The sequence below is a fragment of the Micromonospora desertarenae genome, from assembly GCF_056150265.1.
On record NZ_JAXCFQ010000004.1, the window covers coordinates 229800 to 249031 of the forward strand.

Here is a 19232-nt window from a genome sequence, read left to right on the forward strand (position 1 = left end):
TGGTGCCACCCGGCACCGACAGTCCGACCGTTCCAGGGGCCGGTGTGGCAGAGCGCACACGGCCGGCGGCGGCATCCGCCCACCCGGCGTGGGCGGCCCGTCAGCGGGTGCGGGAGACTGGCTGGTATGGCGGCTCGTGGCTTCCCGTACAACGATCTCAAGGACTTCCTCGCGGCGCTGGAGCGCGCGGGCGAGCTGCGGCGGGTGAGCGCCCCGGTCGACCCCACCCTGGAGATCAGCGAGATCGTCACCCGTACGGTCCGGGCCGGCGGCCCGGCGCTGCTCTTCGAGCGGCCGACCCGCGGCGAGATGCCGGTGGCGATCAACCTGTTCGGCACCGAGAAGCGGATGGCGATGGCGCTCGGGGTGGAGCACCTCGACGAGATCGGCGAGCGGATCGGCAACATGCTCAAGCCGGAGCTGCCGATGGGGCTGTCCGGGATGATGGACGGCCTCGGCAAGGTCATGCAGCTCAAGTCGATGCCGCCGAAGAAGGTCCGGACCGCCCCCTGCCAGCAGGTGGTCTACCGGGGCGACGACGTCGACCTGAACCGGCTGCCGGGGCTGCAGGTCTGGCCGGGCGACGGCGGGATCTTCCACAACTTCGGGCTGACCCACACCAAGCACCCGGAGACCGGCAAGCGCAACCTCGGGCTCTACCGGCTCCAGCAGCACTCGCACAACACCATCGGCATGCACTGGCAGATCCACAAGAACTCCACCGCGCACCACGCGGTCGCCGAGCGGCTCGGGCAGCGGCTGCCGGTGGCGATCGCCATCGGGGCCGACCCCGCGGTCGCCTACTCGGCCAGCGCGCCGCTCCCCGCCGACATCGACGAGTACCTGTTCGCCGGGTACCTGCGGGGCGAGCGGGTCGAGATGGTGGACTGCCTGACCGTCCCGCTCCAGGTGCCGGCGCACGCGCAGATCGTGCTGGAGGGCTACCTCGAGCCGGGCGAGCGGCTGCCGGAGGGCCCGTTCGGCGACCACACCGGCTTCTACACGCCGGTGGAGCCGTTCCCGGTGATGCACGTCGAGTGCATGACCATGCAGCGCAACCCGGTCTACCACTCGATCGTCACATCCCAGCCGCCGCAGGAGGACCACGGTCTCGGCAAGGCCACCGAGCGGATCTTCGCGCCGCTGCTGCGCTTCCTGATCCCGGACATCGTCGACTACGACCTGCCCGCCGCCGGGGTGTTCCACAACTGCGCGATCGTGTCGATCCGCAAGCGCTACCCGAAGCACGCGCAGAAGGTGATGAACGCGATCTGGGGCGCGCACATGATGTCACTGACCAAGCTGATCGTGATCGTCGACGAGGACTGCGACGTGCACGACTACAACGAGGTCGCCTTCCGCGCCTTCGGCAACGTCGACTACGCCCGGGACCTGCTGCTCACCGAGGGCCCGGTGGACCACCTGGACCACGCGTCGTACCAGCAGTTCTGGGGTGGCAAGGCGGGCGTCGACGCGACCCGCAAGCTGCCCGAGGAGGGCTACACCCGGGGCTGGCCGGAGGAGATGCGGATGTCGCCCGAGGTGGTCTCGCTGGTCGACAAGCGCTGGAAGGAGTACGGGATCTGATGGCCGTCGTCGACGCCCCGGTCGAACGGCCGGGCCGGGTCAAGTCCTTCCTCAAGCTGGTGGCGATCGAGCACTCGGTCTTCGCGCTGCCGTTCGCGTACCTGTCGGCGCTGACCGCGATGCAGGTCGACGGCGGGCGGGTGCGCTGGCTCGACCTGCTGCTGATCACCGTGGCGATGGTCGGGGCGCGGACGTTCGCGATGGCCGCCAACCGGATCCTCGACCGGCGGATCGACGCGCGGAACCCGCGTACCGCCGGGCGCGAGCTGGTCACCGGGGCGGTGAGCCTCCGTACGGCCTGGACCGGCGCGGCCGTCGCGCTGGTGGTCTTCCTGGCGGCCGCCGCCCTGCTCAACCCGCTCTGCCTGGCACTCGCGCCGCTGGCCGTGGTGCCGCTGGTGGTCTACCCGTACGGCAAGCGGTTCACCAACTGGCCGCACGCCATCCTCGCGGTCGCCCAGGCGGTCGGCCCGGTCGGTGCCTGGCTCGCGGTCACCGGCACCCTGGACGGCTCCGGGCCGGCCTGGCTGCTCGGCGCGGCGGTCGGGCTCTGGATCGGCGGCTTCGACCTGATCTACGCCTGCCAGGACGCCGAGATCGACCGGCAGATCGGCGTGCACAGCGTGCCGGCCCGGTACGGGCTGCGGTTCGCCCTGCACGCGTCGACCATCGCGCACGTGGTGACCTTCGCGCTCTTCGTCTGGTTCGGCGCGCTGGTCGGGTTCGGCTGGCTCTGGTGGATCGGCCTGGCGCTGACCGCTGTCGCCTTCGGCTACCAGCACCTGGTGGTCAGCCCGACCGACCTGAGCCGGGTCAACCGGGCGTTCTTCACCGCGAACGGCTTCGTCGGCATCGCGCTGTTCGCGTTCGCCCTGCTCGACCTCGTGGTCCGGCTCGGCCTGCGGCCCTGACGGGGTCGGGTCGCCGGCGGCGCGGATCGGCCGGCGGCCCGGTGCGCGGCGACGGCTATCCGGGGCCGGTCGACGGCCGGCGGCGGCGACCAGGCAGGCTGGAGGGCATGCGCGAGCCATGGGTGGTCGGGGTGTCCGGGGCGTCCGGCACCCCGTACGCGGCGGCCGTCGTCCGGGGGCTGCTCGACGCCGGGCAACCGGTGGACCTGATCGTCTCCCGGGCGGCCCGGCTGACCCTGCTCGACGAGACCGGCCGACCGTTCCGGGACGGGCACTGGGCCGAGGACCTCGCCGCCTGGCTGGGCCGGGACCTGGCCGGCGCCGACGTGCGGCACTGGCCCGCCGGTGACCTGGCCGCCGGGCCGAGCAGCGGCTCCTACCCGGTGCGCGGGATGGCGGTGGTGCCGGCCAGCACGGCGGCCTGCGCCGGCATCGCGATCGGCCTCTCCAAGGATCTGCTGCAACGGGCGGCCGAGGTCAACCTCAAGGAGCGGCGGCCGGTGGTGGTGGTGCCGCGGGAGACCCCGGTGACCCGTAGCCACCTGGAACACCTCATCGCGCTGCACGACGCCGGTGCCGTGGTGCTCCCGGCGAGCCCGGGCTTCTACGGCGCGGGTGCGGCGGCCTCCGCCGCGCAGCTGGTGGACTTCGTGGCCGGCAAGGTGCTGGATTCGCTGGGCGTGCCGCACACCCTGTTCCGGCGCTGGTCGGGCGAGCTGGGCGCGGCCCGGGCGTGAGTCAGGACGCGGACCGGACCCCGCGCCCGGTCCGCGTGCCGATCCTCAGTACATTCCGGCGTTGGCCGGACCGGGCCCGGTCGAGGCGGCGGGGCCCACGTTGCGCGGTTTGCCCACGTCTTCCGCCTCGTCCAGCATGCCCTCCCCTTCCAGCAGGGCGCGCACCTCGGATTCCCGAAACCGGCGATGCCCGCCTGGAGTCCGGATGCTTCCTATCCGGCCCGCCGCTGCCCATCTCGTCACAGTCTTCGGATCAACCCGAAACAGTGCGGCGACCTCTCCCGGTGTCAGCAGGCGATCTCCAGTGTCCACAGCCCCCTCCTCGCGTCGACGAAGCCCCCGGCTGAACACACTGCCCCCGGCCGGTGCGAGCCCAGAGCCGTCATGAGGGACGTATGGCAATTACAGCACCAGCGACCTGGCCTGTCCGCCAAACGCGAAAAACGCACTGAGTGGGAAGTTAGTAAATGGTACCGGCGTTGCTCTCCCGTCACCGTCGGTCTGCGAACAGTCACCTGCTGTTATATCCAACGGATACCGAACGCCCGGCGTTACGCCTCTGCGACTAGGGTCTACATTCCGTGGACGCCATCGACCTGAGCCTCGTGGAGCTGCTGCGCGGCAACGCCCGCCTGTCCTACGCCGAACTGGCCCGACAGGTCGGCCTCTCCGCCCCCGCCGTGCACGAACGGGTCGCCAAGCTGGAGGCCGGCGGGGTGATCCGGGCGTACCGGGCGGAGATCGAGCCCGAGGCGGTCGGGCTCGGCGTGACCGCGCTAATCGGCATCATCGAGGACTCCGGCGCCGACACCGACGACGTGCTGGAGGCGTTCCGGGCGATACCCGAGATCGAGTCCTGCTACTTCATGGCCGGCGTCGAGTCGTTCCTGCTCAAGGCGCGGGTGACCACCATCGCCGAGCTGGAGCGGCTGATCGTGCGGTTGAACCGGACGCCGGGGGTGGCCTCCACCCGCACCGGCATCGCGCTGTCGACCAAGTGGGAGAACCGCCCGCAACCGGTCACCCCGCCCTCCGCCTGAGCCGACCGCCCCGCGCCGTCTTCCGCCTCCGCCGTGGCTGCCCGGGTTCTCCGGCGCGGTCCACGGGAAACGCGGATGGTCCGCCGCACAGGGCCCCGGGCGGTCCGCTCGGGCTCTGGCGCGGTCCGGGGCGGCGGCGGTAGCGTGCGCCGATGAGCCCGAGCGCGCCCGGAGCCGCCGTGGTGACCGGTGCCGCCGGCGGCCTCGGCCGGGCGCTCGCCGCCGCCCTGCACGCCGACGGCTGGCCGGTGCTCCTCACCGATCTCGACGCCGCCGCGGTGGCCGAGGCCGCCGCCCCGCTCGGTGGCTGGTCCCGCCCGCTCGACGTCCGCGACGAGGCGGCCTGCGCGGCGGTGGCCGCCGAGGCGGCCGACCGGGGTGGCCTCGGGCTCTGGGTGAACAACGCCGGGATCCTGGTCACCGGGCCCTCGTGGGCGCACGACGCGGCGACCCGGCGGCGGATCGTCGAGGTGAACACCCTCGGCGCGATGAACGGCACCCTGGCCGCGCTGGCGCTGATGCGCGCCCAGGGGCACGGGCACGTGCTCAACGTCGTCTCGCTGGCCGGGCTGATCGCCGCACCGGGCGAGACCGTCTACGCGGCCAGCAAGCACGCCCTGCTCGCGTTCAGCCTGGGCACCCTGGCCGACCTGCGGGCGGCCGGGCACCGGGGCGTACACGTGTCGTGCCTGTGCCCGGACGGGATCTGGACGCCGATGCTGCACGACCGGCTGGACGACCCCGGCGCGGCGGTCTCCTTCACCGGCACGCTGCTCACGCCGGAGCGGGTGGCCGCGCGGGCCGTCCGGCTGGCCCGGCGGCCCCGGCCGGTGGTCAGCCTGCCGCGCTGGCGCGGCGCGCAGGTGCGGCTGCTGGACACGCTGCCCCGGCTCGCCGTCGGGCTGACCCCGGTGATCGGGGCCGTCGGCCGGGCCGGTCAGCGCCGGCAGCGCCGCCGGGGCGGCGCGGAGCGGCCCTGACCGGCCTTGTTAGGTTTCCGGCGTGACTCATCTCGACCGGTGCGACGAGGCCAGCCGGGCGTGGGTGACCGAGGCGATCGCCACCGTGGAGGCCGACGCCAACCGGTCCGCCGACACCCACCTGCTGCCCTTCCCGCTGCCCAGGGAGTGGGGGATCGACCTCTACCTGAAGGACGAGTCGGTGCACCCCACCGGCTCGCTGAAGCACCGGCTGGCCCGCTCGCTCTTCCTGTACGGGCTCTGCAACGGCTGGATCGGCCCGGAGACCACGATCGTGGAGGCCTCCTCCGGCTCGACGGCGGTCTCCGAGGCGTACTTCGCCCGGATGCTCGGGCTGCCGTTCATCGCGGTGATGCCGGCCTCCACCTCGCCGGAGAAGATCGCCCAGATCGAGTTCCAGGGCGGCCGTTGCCACCTCGTCGAGGACCCGGCCCGGGTGGTCGTCGAGGCGCGCTGGCTGGCCGAGGACACCGGCGGGCACTTCATGGACCAGTTCACCTACGCCGAGCGGGCCACCGACTGGCGGGGCAACAACAACATCGCCGAGTCGATCTACGCGCAGCTCGCCCTGGAACGCCACCCGGTGCCGGCCTGGATCGTGGTGGGTGCGGGCACCGGCGGCACCAGCGCCACCATCGGCCGGTACGCCCGCTACCGCCGGCTGCCCACCAAGCTCTGCGTGGTCGACCCGGAGAACTCCGCGTTCTACCCCGCCTGGCAGGCGGCCGACTGGTCGGTGCGCACCGGCCGGGGTTCCCGGATCGAGGGGATCGGCCGGCCGAGCGTGGAGGCGTCCTTCCTGCCCTCGGTGGTGGACCGGATGGTCCAGGTGCCGGACGCCGCGTCGCTGGCCGCCATGCGGGCCGCCTCGGCGGTGCTCGGCCGGCGGGTGGGCGGCTCGACCGGCACCAACCTCTGGGGCGCGTTCGGGCTGATCGCCGGCATGCACGCCGACGGCCGGCAGGGCTCGGTGGTCACCCTGATCTGCGACTCCGGCGACCGGTACGCCGACACCTACTACGCCGACTCCTGGGTGGCCGCCCAGGGCCTCGACCTGGCCCCCCACCTGGCCACCGTCGAACGCTTCCTCACCACCGGCGCCTGGCCCGCCTGACCCCGCCAGCCCCCCGCGCCCCTCGCCCGCTGGCGCTGCGCGAACAGAGAAAGAGTGGCCATCCCCTGGGAAATGGCCACTCTTTCGGTGAACGAGCGGCTCGGCGGCCGGCGCGGGGCGAGGGGCGGGTCAGGCGGTGGCGCGCTCGGCGAGGCCGGGGTAGCGCAGGACGTATCCGTCGGGGTCCAGCTCCAGGTCGGCGGTGAAGGTGTCGCTGGCGAAGCGGACCCGGCCCGGGCCCAGCGCGGTGTAGACCTGCTCGGCCGGGACCACCTGGAGACTCGGCACCAGCACCCAGGCGACGGTGATCCGCCGCGCGGTGTCCGGCGGCGCGTCGGTCAGCCCGAGCCGGCGTACCGGCAGGATGTTGAACAGCGCCGAACCGCCGAGGTCGATGTCGAGCGCGTCGGCCAGCCGGTCCGGGTCGTCGGTGCCGGGCAGCCCGGCCGGCGGGTGGCCGGCGGCGGTCAGCGCGCCGTCCAGGTCACCCTGCTCGGCGGTGGTCACCCGCCACCGGTCGGCCGCCCGTTCCAGGCGTACGCTGCGCAGCCAGCCCGCCCCCTCGACCTCGATCTCGAGCCGGGTGCTCGCCCACCCCTCGTCGGTGGCCAGCTGGTAGCGGCAGGTGTAGGGGATCGGGTCCACGGCCAGCTGCGTGCCCCGCGCGGTCAACCCGCGGGTGTCGTCGAACCGGGCGTGCTCGGCGCCGGCGGTGTCCGTCCGGGTCCAGAACAGCGACTTCGGCATGGTCGGCATGAGCCGGACGTTACGCGACCCGGCCCACGTCGGCAGGGCATGCGCGAACGCCGCCGCGAAGCTCCGGCTCCGCGGCGGCGTTTCGGCTCGTGGACAGGGTCAGTGGGTACGCGCCGGCGGCCGGCCGCTGTGGCCGCGCCGGTCGTCGCGCGGCCGGTCGTCGCGGCCCCGGCCCTCCGGCCGGAACCCGCCCCGGTCGCCGTAGCGCCGCTCGCCCTGCGGCCGGTCCCCGTGCCCGCGGCCGTCGGTCGGGCGGTCGCCGTAGCGCCGCTCGCCCTGCGGCCGGTCGCCGTAGCGTCGCTCGCCCCGGTCCTCGAAGCCGCGGGCGCCGTAGCCGCGGCCGTCGGTCGGGCGGTCGCCGTAACGTCGCTCGCCCTGCGGTCGGTCGCCGTAGCGCCGTTCGCCCCGGTCCTCGAAGCTGCGGGCGCCGTAGCCGCGCTCGTCGCCCGGCCGGCTGCCGAAGCGTCGTTCGCTCCGCCCGCCGTGACCGTCGCTCGGGCGGTCGCCGAATCGGCGCTCGCCCTGCGGCCGGTCGCCGAAGCGGCGCTCCGCCCGGCCGTCGCGGTCGCCGAAGCGGCGCGGGCCGCCGGGCCGGTCGCCGTGCCGGCGCGGCTCCTCGGGCTCGTTGCGCACCGGCACGCCGCTCGGCTCGCGGGCGCCGGTCAGCTCGGCGAGCGCCGGGTCGCCGGCCCGCACCTGGGTCTGCGCCGGCTCCACGCCGGCCTTCTCCAGCATGGCGAGGGTGGTCCGGCGCTGCTTGGGCAGGACCAGGGTGGCCACCGCGCCCGACTCGCCGGCCCGGGCGGTGCGCCCGGCCCGGTGCAGGTAGTCCTTCGGGTCCTTCGGCGGGTCGACGTGCAGCACCAGCGACACGCCGTCCACGTGGATGCCCCGGGCCGCCACGTCCGTGGCGACCAGCACGTTCATCCGGCCCTCACGGAACTCGGCCAGGGTGCGGGTACGCATCCGCTGGGTCTTGCCGCCGTGCAGCCCGCCGGCCCGTACGCCCACCGCGGCCAGCTGCTCGACCAGCCGGTCCACGCCGAGCTGGGTCCGGGCGAAGACCATGGTCCGGCCATCCCGGGCCGCGATCGACGCCGCCACCGGGAACTTGTCGTGCGGCGGGATCAGCAGCAGGTGGTGGTCCATGGTGGAGACCGCGGCGGTCGGCGGCGCGGTGGAGTGCGTGACCGGGTCGGTCATGAACCGCTTGACCAGCGCGTCGACGTCACCGTCCAGAGTGGCCGAGAAGAGCAGCCGCTGCGCGCCGGCCGGGGTCTTGGCGAGCAGTTCGGTGACCTCCGGCAGGAAGCCCATGTCGGCCATCTGGTCGGCCTCGTCGAGCACGGTGACCTCGACGTCGTCGAGGTTGCAGACGCCCCGCTCGATCAGGTCGCCGAGCCGCCCCGGGGTGGCCACGACGATCTCCACGCCGCGCCGCAGCGCGTCGATCTGCCGGTCGTACGGCACCCCGCCGACGGCGGTCTTGAGGAACACGCCGACCGCCTTGCCGAGCGGCAGCAGCGCGTCGTTGACCTGCATGGCCAGTTCCCGGGTCGGCACCAGGACCAGGGCCCGGGGGTGCAGCGGCCGGGCCCGCTCCCCGGCGGCGACCCGGGCCAGCACCGGCAGGCCGAAGGCGAGGGTCTTGCCGGAGCCGGTCTGGCCCCGGCCGAGGACGTCCCGGCCGGCGAGCGCGTCCGGCACGGTGGCGTGCTGGATCTCGAACGGGGTGGTGATGCCCTGCCGGGCGAGCGCGCGGACCAGCGGCTGGGGCAGCCCCAGCGCGGCGAAGTCGGGGGCCGGCGTGGCGTCGGCCGGCTCGGCGGCGGTCACCGCGGCGGCCGATTCGGTGGAGTCTCCGGTGGGGGCGTCGAAGGCGGACGGAAACGTGCTGGGATCAGCAAAGGTGGTCAAGAAATGCCTTTCGAGCGGGGCGCATCTTCGCGATGGCCGGTCGCGGCTCACCGCCGCCGAATCGCCCGCAAGATCGCCCATGGGCGCGCAGGACGCGCGCCGGGTCAGTGATCTCCACAAGTGTACGGCGGAACGACCGGACCGCCACGGTGACGCGGAGCCGTAGTGGGCGGGCTCACCATCACCCCGGCAGTGCTGGTCACTTGGTCAGGATGCCGCCCACCAGCCCGTCCATGGCGTCGTTGGCGAGCAGCACGACCAGCACGCTGATCGCCACCAGCAGGCCCAGCGCGGCCGCCAGGACGATCACCACCCGGGTGGTGCTGGACCGCTCGGCGGCCGGCGACTCGGCCCAGCCCTGCGCCAGGATGTGCCCGGTCAGCGAGCCGGAGTTCTCCAACGGGTTGCCGGCGGGGAAGGCGACGGTGGTGAAGCCGGGCCCCTCCGTGCCGGCGCCGTAGACCGTGCCGGCCAGGTCCGGCCCGCCGTCGTACCGGCCGGGCTGGCGGGCGGCCGGGGCGCTGGCCGGGCTGGCCGCCGGGGCGCTGGCCGGGCCGGCGGCCGACCAGGCGGCGGCACCGGCGGGCACCGTCGGCTCCGGCCCGCCGGACCGGTCGCCCCGGCGGTCGGCGGGCGCGGCCGGCGGCGGCCAGGCCGGCAGGGCCGGCGCGGGTACGACGGGCGGGGCAGCGGCGGGTGGCCCGGAGACCGGCGGCGCGTCCGGTGACCCGGCGGCCGGCGGTGCGGACACCGACGGCGGCGTGGCGGGCGGGCCGTAGGACGGCGCGGCCGGGCCCGGCGCGGGGGCCGGCGGCGCGGAGGTGGGCACGGCGGCGGCCGGTGCCGCGGAGACGGGGGCCGCCGGGACCCGTGCGGCGCCGCGCGGGGCCGGCGCGGCGACGGGTGCGGTCGCCCGCCCGGTGAAGGCCGGCGACTGTCCCGGCGCGGCGGTGGCCGGCGGTGGCGGGAACGGCGGGGCCGGCATCGGGCCGGGCGGCGGCGGGGGCGGCGGGACCGGCGGGCCGGGCGGCGGCGCCGGCGGCCCGGGCGGCGGCAGGGGGCCGGGCGGGGTCGGTCCCGGCTTCGGTGGCACCGGGCCGGGCGGGTAGGGCCCGGGGGTCGGCGGCGTCGGGTGCGGCACGGGCGGGCTCGGTGCGGGCGGGGTCGGCCCGGGCACCGGCGGCACGGGCGCGGGTGCCGGTTCCGGCTCGGGCGTGGGCGGCTTCGGCGGCTGGGCCGGCTCCGGCGGCTGGGCGGGTTCCGGCGGTTCCGGGTTGACCGGCGCGGCCTGGTAGACCTTCGCCGTGCCGGCGCGGGCTCCGGCGGACCGCTCCGCCTCGCCGGCCGCGATCCGGCTGGCTCCGGGGACCGCGGCGCTGGCGCGGGCCGGGGTGCCGGCGCGCTGGCCCGGAACGGCGGCCGGGGTGACCGACGCGGTCGCCCGGTAGGTGGTGGCGGCCCCCGCGCCGCTGGGCGGCGCGCCGCCCGCCGGCGGGGCGACCACAGCCGCGACGCTCACCCGCGCGCTCGCCCGGGCGGCCCCGCCGGACACCGCCCCGGCGCCGATCCGGTCGGCCGGGTCCGGCGCACTCCCGGCGGGTCCTGCCGCGTCCACGGCCGCCGGCTGGGCGTCATCCGCGGCGGCCGGCGCAACGGTGTCAGGGGCGGCCCGCTCTTCAGCCGCCGGGTCGGCGTCCGTGGCGCTGGCGGCGCTGGAGTCGTCGGCGGTGTCGGGTCCGGGGCCTTCGGGGTCCGCCGGCTCGGCCTGGGAGGCGGCCGGCGCGGCCGTGGCGGCGGGTGCGGAGTCGGCGGCGGCGGCCGGTGCGGCGCGTTCCGGGGTTTCCGGCTCGGTGGTGTCAGTGGCGATCGGTTCGGCGTCACCGGGCGCGGCCGGCGCGCCCTCCTCGCCGGTCGGCTCGGCCCGAGTGACGGTCGTGGCGGCGGCCGGCGTCGGGTCCTCGGCGGCGGTCCGGCCGGCGCTTTCACTGGTTACCGGCTCGGCCTGGTCGATCGCGGTCGGCGCAGCGTCTCCGCCGGCCTCCGCGGGCTCCCCGGCGGCCGGCGCGGCCTCCTGGGAGGTCGATCCGGCCCGCTCCGCCGCGACGGGCTCGGCCTCCTCGACACCGGCCGGGTCGGCGGGGGCGGGACCGGGCTTTCCGGCGTTGTCGGTGGTCGGCTCGGCGGTGGCCGACTGCTCGTGGGGCGTGCGCTGGGCGGGTATCCCGTCGTCGGCGCCGGTCCGGTCGTCCCGGCTCGCCGGGGCGGACTGGTCGGCGGCGGGCACGGGCTTCCGGGCCGTCACCCCGGCCCGGTCGGCCGGGGCCGGCACGTCGTCGACCGGCTCCGCCGGAACCTGCTGATCGGCCATGTGCTCGCCCTCCGCGCCACGCTCGCGCCCGGATCCGCGGCGAGGGGTCCGGGCGTGCCTGAGTGTCACCGTGCCACATTCCGCCCCGGCCGCACAGCCGGAGTCCGTTCCGCGCCGGTACGCGCCCGTGCCGTCCGCGCGACGGCGGCGGAGCGCTGGCTCAGTTACCCGCGCTGGGCGTCGCCGAACCGCTCGTCGTGCTGCCGCTGGGCGCGGCCTCGCGGCTGGACTCCGCCTCCCCGCTGGACGACGCGCTGGCGCTGGCCGGCGCCGAGGTGGCCGTGTCGTCGGCCGGGGCCGACGTCGACGGCGAGCCGCTGGCGCTCGGCGAGGTGCTGCCGGTGGGCGACGGTGACGGGCTGGCCGGCGTCGGCCGCGGCGGGAGGGTGGGCTCGCTGGTCTTCGGGGGCTTCGACTCGGTCGGCTTCGGCGTCGGGGTGGCCGGCTTGCTCGGCGTCGGACTCGGCGAGGTGGTGGGCGCGGGCACCGCGCCGATCACCCGGGTGGCCGCGTACAACCGGGACCAGCGGACCGTGGAGATCTTGACGACGTCGCCGGTGGTCGGGGCGTGCACCATCTTGCCGCCGCCGATGTACATGCCCACGTGGTGGATGCTCGTCCAGCTGCTGCCCGAGGCGAAGAAGAGCAGGTCGCCGGGGAGCAGCGCGGTGCGGGCCACGGTGCGGGAGCGGGTCGCGTAGTACTGGTCGCGGGAGACCCGGGGCAGGGCCTTGTAGCCCGCCGAGCGGTACGCGGCCCACATCAGGCCGGAGCAGTCGAACCGGTCCGGCCCCTCGGCCGCCCAGAGGTAGGGGTCGCCGAGCTGCGCCTTGGCGTACGCCACCGCGGCCAGCGCCATCGGGTGCGCCGCCAGCCCGTCGACCGTCTCGTTGGCGAGGTAGCCCGCGCCGAGCCGCTGCTCGGCCGCTTCCTGCTGCCTCTCCAGCTCGATCAGCTGCGCGGCGTTGTCCTTGCGCAGCTTGAGCAGCTTGGCCTCTTCGGCGCGCAGGCTCTGCTCGGTGGTGGTGAACTCCTGCTGGGCGCCGCGGGCCCGGGAGTCGGCCGCCAGCCAGGCCTGGTAGGCCACCTGCTCGCCGGTGCGAGCCCGGGACAGCTCGCCGGCCGCGGCGGTGGTGCCCCCCTCGGCCTTCTCCCCGCGGGTGATCCGGGAGAGCCGGTTCAGGTCGTGCAGGTCGCCGGCGAACCCGCCGGGCGGCAGGGCCGCGGCGGCCTTGAACGCGTCGGCCGCGGCGTCGTCCGCGCCCTGCTGGGCCCGGGCGAGCGCGTCCCGGGCCAGGTCGAGATCGCGCTTGGCGGTGACCAGTTGGGTCTCCGCCTCGGTGCGCTTCTGCCGCAACAGCAGCAACTGGTCGCCGAGCTGGCCGATCCGCGCCTCGGCGGCGTAGATCTGGCTGGCCAGCGGGCCGCTGCCCAGGTTGGACACCGGCGCGCCGGGAGTGCCGGGCAGGCCGGGAACGGGCGCGCCGCCGGGCAGCCGCAACGCCCCGGTGTACGTCGGGCGGGCGCCGCTGTCGGGGACCGTGGTGGGCAGCCCCGGCTCCGCGTACGACGGGCTGGCCAGGACCGCGGCGGCGACGGCGCCGAGCAGGGCGGACCAGAGCGCCGGCCGTAGCACCGGTGAGATCACCGGGCGCCGCCGTCGTCCGTGTCGCCGCCCGCGCCCGCTGTCGACCATTCCGCTCCCCGTCCGGTGCTCTCTCCGCGCTTGTGGGCGCGGCCGTGCGGACGCTACCAGTGTGTGTCGCGTCCCAATCTGTCTTACCGCACGGAGACAGCGATGTCGATGCGTGGCCAGGTAACAGCCGGCTGAGAGTTCGGTGAGCGGGGGCACCCGGCACCGACCGTGCCGGCGGTGGCCGGTGCGGGCGACGTAGGCTCGGTCCCGGACCGCAGGTGGAAGGGGACGTGGCTGTCGATGGACGCCGGACTCAAGCGTGAGCTCGAAGCGAAGGTGTACGCCGGGGAGCGGCTGACCCGGGAGGACGGCATCGCCCTCTACGACAGCGACGACCTGACCTGGCTGGGGCGGCTGGCGCACCACCGGCGCACCGAGCTCAACGGCGACCGGGTGATGTTCAACGTCAACCGGCACCTGAACCTGACCAACGTTTGCTCCGCCTCCTGCGCGTACTGCTCGTTCCAGCGCAAGCCGGGCGAGAAGGACGCGTACACGATGCGCATCGACGAGGCGGTCCGCAAGGCCAAGGAGATGGAGGACGAGCAGCTCACCGAGCTGCACATCGTCAACGGCCTGCACCCGACCCTGCCCTGGCGCTACTACCCGAAGGTGCTGCGCGAGCTGAAGGCCGCCCTGCCGAACGTCAAGCTGAAGGCGTTCACCGCGACCGAGGTGCAGTGGTTCGAGAAGATCAGCGGGTTGACCGCCGACGAGATCCTCGACGAGCTGATGGACGCCGGCCTGGAGTCGCTGACCGGCGGCGGCGCGGAGATCTTCGACTGGGAGGTCCGGCAGCACATCGTCGACCACGCCTGCCACTGGGAGGACTGGTCGCGGATCCACCGGCTGGCCCACTCGAAGGGCATGAAGACCCCGTCGACCATGCTCTACGGGCACATCGAGGAGCCCCGGCACCGGGTCGACCACGTGCTGCGGCTGCGCGAGCTCCAGGACGAGACCGGCGGCTTCGTGGTCTTCATCCCGCTGCGCTACCAGCACGACTTCGTGGACTCGGCGGACGGCAAGATCCGCAACCGGATCCAGGACCGGACCACGATGGCCTCGCCGGCCGAGTCGCTGAAGACGTTCGCGGTCTCCCGGCTGCTGTTCGACAACGTCCCGCACGTGAAGTGCTTCTGGGTGATGCACGGGCTGTCGGTCGCCCAGCTCTCCCTCAACTTCGGCGCGGACGACCTGGACGGCTCGGTGGTCGAATACAAGATCACCCACGACGCGGACGCGTACGGCACCCCGAACACCATGCACCGGGACGACCTGCTGCACCTGATCTGGGACGCCGGCTTCCGGCCGGTGGAGCGGAACACCCGCTACGAGGTGGTCCGCGAGTACGACGCCGCGCCGTCGCTGGCGCAGCGGCGTGCCGAGCCGCAGCGGGTCTGGGCCTGAGCGGCACGTACCCTCTAGAGGCCATGACCGAGCAGCAGAGCGGCTTCCCCCGGCGCGACGCCGAGGGCCGCATCCGTACCCTGGGCGACCTGCTCGGGGTGAGCCTGGCCGGCCTGGTCATCGGCGTGCTGGCGCTGGTGCTCTTCGACTGGGCGTTCGCCCTGGTGGGCAGCGGCGACTTCGGCCGGGCCAACGGCTGGCTGGCGGTGATCCTGCCGGCCTGGCTGTTCTGGGACGATTTCCGGGCCTGGGAGTTCGGCGCGGCCCGGGTGGTGGCGGCGCTGCTGGCCGCCGCGGTCGGGGTGGTCGCCGGGTTGGTGGTGGCCGGCCTGGTCGCCGGCCTGCCGCCGCTGGCCTCCGGTGCGCTGGCCGCGACGGCGTTCACTGTCGGTTACGCGGTGGTGTGGTTCCCGGGCGTGCGCTGGCTGGCCCGCCGGACGGGCTGAGGCTTCCGCCGGTGCTCCCGGCGGCGATGAACGGAGTGGGAGAAGTGGGCGCGAGGAGTGCGCGGACGCCGCGGTCGCGGACCGAGGTGAACCGGTGAGCGCGGCGGTCAAGTACACGCTGGGCCGGATCGGCCTGTTCGTGCTCGTGCTGGCGGCGCTCTGGCTGGTCGACATGAACGTCTTCCTGAAGCTGATGCTGGCGCTCGCCTTCTCCGCCGCGGCCTCGTTCTTCCTGCTGCGCGGCTGGCGCGACGAGATGGCCGAGGAGATGGCCGCCGCCGCCGAGCGGCGCCGCGCCGAGAAGGAACGCCTCCGTTCCGCCCTCGCCGGCGACGACCAGCCCGACGACTCCGGCGGCCGCCCCGAGCCGAAGTGACCAGGAGGTCCGCGCCGCCCGGACGGACCGGGACGACGCGAACCTCCTGAACGACGGGAAAGACCCGGGGTCAGGTCACCAGTTGGTGGAGCCGGCGACCGTCGGCCAGGGGAGGCGTTCCGGCTTGATCAGGTAGACCACGCCGCCGGAGCCGCCGGACACCCCGCCGCTGGCGTTGATCCGCTTGGTCCGCAGCCAGATCTGCTCGAACTGCTCGCGGGAGTACACGTTGCGGACCACGTCGTTGCTGGACGAGGCGGGGTCGTTGACGATCACGTCGCCGTCGGCGGTGAAGCCGACCACCACGAACAGGTGCCCGGAGGTGCCGTAGTTCGCCCCGTCCAGCTCGCTGGCGAGGAAGGACTGGCTGGTCACCACCGGGATACCGGCGGCGATGAAGCGCTCCAGCTCGTCCAGCGAGTGCAGCCGGGTGACCCGCCCCTCCAGGCCGGGGAAGCTGGCCGCGTACGCGGTGTTGAACGGCCAGTTGCCGGCGCCGTCGTAGGCGTAGTCGTAGACCATCCGGGCGGCGTGGTTGACCGTCGGGTCCGGGTAGGTCGGGTCCACCCAGGCGGTGTCCTCCGCGGACGCCTTCCGGCCCCAGTACTCGATCACCATCGTGGTGGAGGTGGGGGAGCACCAGGCCTGACCGCCGCCGTCGTACTCGGGGTAGTGGCCGGTGTGGACGTTCTGCGAGTAGCGCGGCACCGGCAGCTCGATGCCCCAGGCGATCCCGCCGGCGCTCGGCTCGACGGTGAACCGGTCCGGCACGGTGGAACTCATCGCGCCCAGCGTGCGCACCACCGGCGCGGCGTGCTGGCCGGGCGCCCGGTAGAGGGTGACCCGCAGCTGGTAGGCCCGCAGCAGCACCCCGGCCGCGGCGTCGTCGATGCTGAAGGTGTCGGTCCAGATGGTCGACCAGGGGTCGCCCTGCCGGTTCACGCTGGTGCGTTTGATGTCGGCGTCGCCCTCGGCCCACCGACCCATCACGTACCACGGGGTCTGGCCGCCGGTGTTGTAGGTGCCCTGCAACTCCACCTGGATCCAGGTGCCGGCCGGGGTGTCCGCGTTCCACGAGGCGATCAGCTCGGTGGCGTCGAAGCCGACCTGGGTCAGCGGCGAGGTCCAGGTGGCGTACTCCCAGCTCCGGGTGGTGCCGGTGTGCGGGTCGGTGTAGTCGGTGGTGCCGGCCGGCCGGGCCAGGGTGAGGCCCGGGTGGGCGCCGGGCACGGCCCGGGTGCCGGTGTGGGTGCCCCGACGCCAGTCGGGGTACCGCGACCACTCGTGGAAGGTGATCTGCTCGTCGTGCACCACCGGGCGGCCGGCCGGGGCCGCGACCGGCGCGGCACTGACGGGTGCCGTCGTGCCGAGGAGGGCGAGCGCGGTGACCCCGGCGAGGGCGGCCGCGCGTAGACGTCTTCTGGGCATCGCTACTCCACAGGGAAGGAGGTGGGGCATCGTTGCCGGTCAGTGTCCCGCCCGCAAGGAAGTTTCGCCATAGGTCGAGAGATGGAAAATCCTTGCCGGTGTGAGGATCCGGCTGGCATGGACCAAACAGCGATGAATATTGATATGACCATGTGACTGGTGGTGGAGTGTCCCCCACCGTGCGGGATCTCCCGCCCTCCGAGGAGGTTGTCCATGGCCTTCCGCACCACGACCCCGCGCCGGCGGCTGGCGCTCGCCGTCGCCCTCGGGCTCGGACTGCTCACCGTCGCCGCCGCACCGGCCTCCGCCCGGCCGGAACCGGACCGCGACGCCGGCCCGGCCGCCACGTCCTACCGGGTGCTCGGCCCGCGTACGGTGGCGGACCGCACTGCGGTCGCCGGCACCGGCGCCGCGATCGACTACGTCGAGCACGGCGTGCTCAACGTCTCGGCCACCCCGGCCGAGGCGGCCGCCATCACCCGGCTCGGCTTCCGGCTGGAGGCGGTCCCGGCTCCGTCGGCCCACGGCCACAGCCACGCCGAGGGGGACGTCGGCACGGCGGCCTTCCCGCCGGCCGACTCGAACTACCACGACTACGCCGAGCTGACCGCGGTGGTGAACCAGGTGGTCGCCGACCACCCGACCATCGCCCGCAAGATCAGCATCGGCAGCTCGTACGAGGGCCGGGACCTGATGGCGGTGAAGATCTCCGACAACGTCGGCACCGACGAGAGCGAGCCGGAGATCCTGTTCAACTCGCAGCAGCACGCCCGCGAGCACCTCACCGTGGAGATGGCGATCTACCTGCTCAACCTCTTCACCGACAGCTACGGCTCCGACTCCCGGGTGACCGGCATCGTCAACAGCCGGGAGATCTGGATCGTGCCGACGGTGAACCCGGACGGCAGCGAGTACGACATCGCCACCGGCTCCTACCGCTCCTGGCGGAAGAACCGGCAGCCGAACAGCGGCTCCTCGTACGTGGGCACCGACCTGAACCGCAACTGGTCCTTCCAGTGGGGCTGCTGCGGCGGGTCGTCCGGCTCCACCTCGTCGGACACCTACCGCGGCCCGTCGGCGTTCTCCGCACCGGAGACCCGGGCGCTGCGCGACTTCGTCAACAGCCGGGTGGTCGGCGGGGTGCAGCAGATCAAGGCCAACATCGACTTCCACACCTACTCGCAGCTGGTGCTCTGGCCGTTCGGCTACACGTACAACAACACCGCCCCCGGGATGACCGCCGACCAGTACGACACCTTCGCCACGCTGGGCCAGCAGATGGCGAACACCAACGGCTACACCCCGCAGCAGTCCAGCGACCTCTACATCACCGACGGCGACAGCATCGACTGGATGTGGGGCACGCACGGCATCTGGGCGTACACCTTCGAGATGTACCCGGGCTCGGCCTCCGGCGGCGGCTTCTACCCGCCCGACGAGGTGATCCCGGCCCAGACCTCGCGCAACCGGGAGGCGGTGCTGCTGCTCAGCGAGTACGCGGACTGCCCGTACCGGGTGATCGGCAAGCAGGCGCAGTACTGCGGCGGTGGCGGCGGCACCACTGTCTGGTCGGACACCTTCGAGACCGCCACCGGGTGGACCACCAACCCGAACGGCACCGACACCGCGACCCTCGGGGTCTGGGAGCGGGGCGCCGCCCAGGCGACCACCTCCAGCGGCGCCAAGCAGCTCACCCCGTACGCCGGCGGCAACGACCTGGTCACCGGCCGGCTGGCCGGCGCCGGGGCGGGTGACTACGACGTCGACGGCGGCGTGACCAGCGCCCGGTCGCCGGCGGTGACGCTGCCGTCCTCGGGCACCCTGACCCTCTCGCTGGCCTGGTACCTGGCGCACGGGTCGAACGCCTCCTCGGCCGACTACTTCCGGGTCAGCGTGGTGCACAACGGCGGCACCACCGCCCTGCTCACCCAGTCCGGGGCGGCCACCAACCGCAACGGCTCCTGGGCGGTGGCGAACCTGAACCTCACCCCGTACGCCGGGCAGTCGGTGCGCATCCTGGTCGAGGCCGCGGACGCCTCCGGCGCCAGCCTGGTCGAGGCGGCTGTGGACAACGTCACCATCACCAGCTCCTGACCGGGTGGGGCCCCGTTCCGCCCCCGGCGGGGCCCCACCCACCAGCCCGATCCGGGACATATCGCCGCCGGACGGCCGCCGGTGACCCGCCGCAGCGCGGGCCGGACGGCCGGCCGGCGGCGATCCGTCCGTCAGGAGACGGGCACGTCGGAGCGGTGCGCTACGGTCTTACCGACCGTCCCGCAGCGAAGCCGGTGCGAAACCGGCGCTGTCCCGCAACTGTGATGCCCCGCGCGGCGTCACCGGCCCCGGCCGGTGCCCGACGCGCGGTGGACGAGCCAGGTCGCCTGCGGATGGTCGCGACCCGCGCTCTCGAGGAAGGGCGCCTCGCGGACGGGCGCACGGGGTCCCTGTCGGCGAAGCACCACGCTC

16 protein-coding genes and 1 riboswitch are annotated in these 19232 nt (G+C 74.4%); of the genes, 10 read left to right on the forward strand and 6 right to left on the reverse strand.

Annotated elements, in window-relative coordinates; genetic code table 11:
• The first annotated feature begins 126 nt into the window (after positions 1–126).
• From SM577_RS09845 to SM577_RS09855, 3 genes are all read left to right on the forward strand, one after another.
• The gene (locus SM577_RS09845; protein ID WP_474582663.1) at positions 127–1587 is read left to right on the forward strand and encodes a menaquinone biosynthesis decarboxylase; all 1461 of its coding nucleotides are present in this window, start codon (positions 127–129) and stop codon (positions 1585–1587) included.
• Complete coding sequence (mqnP, locus tag SM577_RS09850) at positions 1587–2498, forward strand: menaquinone biosynthesis prenyltransferase MqnP (RefSeq protein ID WP_302918667.1); 912 nt, start codon at positions 1587–1589, stop codon at positions 2496–2498. The genes SM577_RS09845 and mqnP overlap by 1 nt, the downstream gene beginning before the upstream one ends.
• Before the next feature lie 107 nt (positions 2499–2605).
• Positions 2606–3235: a UbiX family flavin prenyltransferase gene (locus SM577_RS09855; protein WP_302918666.1), complete on the forward strand. Its 630-nt coding sequence runs from the start codon at positions 2606–2608 to the stop codon at positions 3233–3235.
• 45 nt (positions 3236–3280) lie between these two features.
• Here SM577_RS09855 and SM577_RS09860 read toward each other — a convergent pair whose 3' ends face one another.
• Entirely contained in the window at positions 3281–3547 is a 267-nt protein-coding gene (locus tag SM577_RS09860) for a BldC family transcriptional regulator (protein WP_088996984.1), read from the reverse strand.
• A gap of 269 nt (positions 3548–3816) precedes the next feature.
• Between SM577_RS09860 and SM577_RS09865 the strand changes: the two genes are divergently transcribed.
• The 3 genes from SM577_RS09865 (at position 3817) to cds1 (ending at position 6369) form a co-directional block, all read left to right on the forward strand.
• The gene (locus SM577_RS09865) at positions 3817–4275 is read left to right on the forward strand and encodes an Lrp/AsnC family transcriptional regulator (RefSeq protein WP_302918665.1); all 459 of its coding nucleotides are present in this window, start codon (positions 3817–3819) and stop codon (positions 4273–4275) included.
• A gap of 152 nt (positions 4276–4427) precedes the next feature.
• On the forward strand, positions 4428–5255 hold the full coding sequence (locus SM577_RS09870) for an SDR family NAD(P)-dependent oxidoreductase (protein ID WP_302918664.1): 828 nt from the start codon (positions 4428–4430) through the stop codon (positions 5253–5255).
• 22 nt (positions 5256–5277) lie between these two features.
• A complete protein-coding gene (cds1, locus tag SM577_RS09875; RefSeq protein WP_474586740.1) occupies positions 5278–6369 on the forward strand; it encodes an L-cysteine desulfhydrase Cds1 in 1092 nt (363 codons plus the stop codon).
• Between the two features lie 129 nt (positions 6370–6498).
• On the opposite strand, the gene SM577_RS09880 is transcribed toward cds1, so the two are convergent.
• The 4 genes from SM577_RS09880 to SM577_RS09895 form a co-directional block, all read right to left on the reverse strand.
• Positions 6499–7116 carry a putative glycolipid-binding domain-containing protein gene (locus tag SM577_RS09880; protein WP_474582701.1) on the reverse strand — a complete coding sequence of 206 codons (618 nt, stop codon included), beginning with the start codon at positions 7114–7116 and terminating at the stop codon, positions 6499–6501.
• Positions 7117–7224: 108 nt separating this feature from the next.
• Positions 7225–9042 (reverse strand): DEAD/DEAH box helicase, encoded by a 1818-nt coding sequence (locus SM577_RS09885; RefSeq protein ID WP_474586741.1) that lies wholly within the window; start codon positions 9040–9042, stop codon positions 7225–7227.
• A 199-nt stretch (positions 9043–9241) separates the two neighbouring features.
• Complete coding sequence (locus tag SM577_RS09890; RefSeq protein ID WP_474586742.1) at positions 9242–11410, reverse strand: hypothetical protein; 2169 nt, start codon at positions 11408–11410, stop codon at positions 9242–9244.
• 160 nt (positions 11411–11570) lie between these two features.
• Positions 11571–13106, reverse strand: coding sequence for a C40 family peptidase (locus tag SM577_RS09895; protein ID WP_474586743.1), 1536 nt, complete (start codon positions 13104–13106; stop codon positions 11571–11573).
• 240 nt (positions 13107–13346) lie between these two features.
• Between SM577_RS09895 and mqnE the strand changes: the two genes are divergently transcribed.
• From mqnE to SM577_RS09910, 3 genes are all read left to right on the forward strand, one after another.
• Positions 13347–14516: an aminofutalosine synthase MqnE gene (gene mqnE / locus SM577_RS09900; RefSeq protein ID WP_302918658.1), complete on the forward strand. Its 1170-nt coding sequence runs from the start codon at positions 13347–13349 to the stop codon at positions 14514–14516.
• A gap of 23 nt (positions 14517–14539) precedes the next feature.
• A complete protein-coding gene (locus SM577_RS09905) occupies positions 14540–14962 on the forward strand; it encodes a hypothetical protein (protein ID WP_302918657.1) in 423 nt (140 codons plus the stop codon).
• A gap of 94 nt (positions 14963–15056) precedes the next feature.
• The gene (locus SM577_RS09910; RefSeq protein ID WP_302918656.1) at positions 15057–15338 is read left to right on the forward strand and encodes a DUF4229 domain-containing protein; all 282 of its coding nucleotides are present in this window, start codon (positions 15057–15059) and stop codon (positions 15336–15338) included.
• Between the two features lie 75 nt (positions 15339–15413).
• Here the strand turns inward: SM577_RS09910 and SM577_RS09915 are convergent, their stop codons facing one another.
• Complete coding sequence (locus SM577_RS09915) at positions 15414–16766, reverse strand: C39 family peptidase (RefSeq protein WP_302918655.1); 1353 nt, start codon at positions 16764–16766, stop codon at positions 15414–15416.
• A 213-nt stretch (positions 16767–16979) separates the two neighbouring features.
• Here SM577_RS09915 and SM577_RS09920 point away from each other — a divergent pair, with 213 nt between their 5' ends.
• Entirely contained in the window at positions 16980–18860 is a 1881-nt protein-coding gene (locus SM577_RS09920) for a M14 family metallopeptidase (protein ID WP_474582579.1), read from the forward strand.
• Between the two features lie 190 nt (positions 18861–19050).
• Positions 19051–19143, forward strand: a riboswitch (cobalamin riboswitch).
• Positions 19144–19232: the final 89 nt, after the last annotated feature.

Excerpts from the sequence above, each read along its gene's own strand:
- SM577_RS09845 (WP_474582663.1), top strand. The coding sequence starts at position 127 with ATGGCGGCTCGTGGCTTCCCGTACAACGATCTCAAGGACTTCCTCGCG.
- mqnP (WP_302918667.1), top strand. The coding sequence starts at position 1,587 with ATGGCCGTCGTCGACGCCCCGGTCGAACGGCCGGGCCGGGTCAAGTCC.
- SM577_RS09855 (WP_302918666.1), top strand. The coding sequence starts at position 2,606 with ATGCGCGAGCCATGGGTGGTCGGGGTGTCCGGGGCGTCCGGCACCCCG.
- SM577_RS09870 (WP_302918664.1), top strand. The coding sequence starts at position 4,428 with ATGAGCCCGAGCGCGCCCGGAGCCGCCGTGGTGACCGGTGCCGCCGGC.
- SM577_RS09880 (WP_474582701.1), bottom strand. The coding sequence starts at position 7,116 with ATGCCGAAGTCGCTGTTCTGGACCCGGACGGACACCGCCGGCGCCGAG.
- SM577_RS09890 (WP_474586742.1), bottom strand. The coding sequence starts at position 11,410 with ATGGCCGATCAGCAGGTTCCGGCGGAGCCGGTCGACGACGTGCCGGCC.
- SM577_RS09895 (WP_474586743.1), bottom strand. The coding sequence starts at position 13,106 with ATGGTCGACAGCGGGCGCGGGCGGCGACACGGACGACGGCGGCGCCCG.
- mqnE (WP_302918658.1), top strand. The coding sequence starts at position 13,347 with ATGGACGCCGGACTCAAGCGTGAGCTCGAAGCGAAGGTGTACGCCGGG.
- SM577_RS09905 (WP_302918657.1), top strand. The coding sequence starts at position 14,540 with ATGACCGAGCAGCAGAGCGGCTTCCCCCGGCGCGACGCCGAGGGCCGC.
- SM577_RS09915 (WP_302918655.1), bottom strand. The coding sequence starts at position 16,766 with ATGCCCAGAAGACGTCTACGCGCGGCCGCCCTCGCCGGGGTCACCGCG.
- SM577_RS09920 (WP_474582579.1), top strand. The coding sequence starts at position 16,980 with ATGGCCTTCCGCACCACGACCCCGCGCCGGCGGCTGGCGCTCGCCGTC.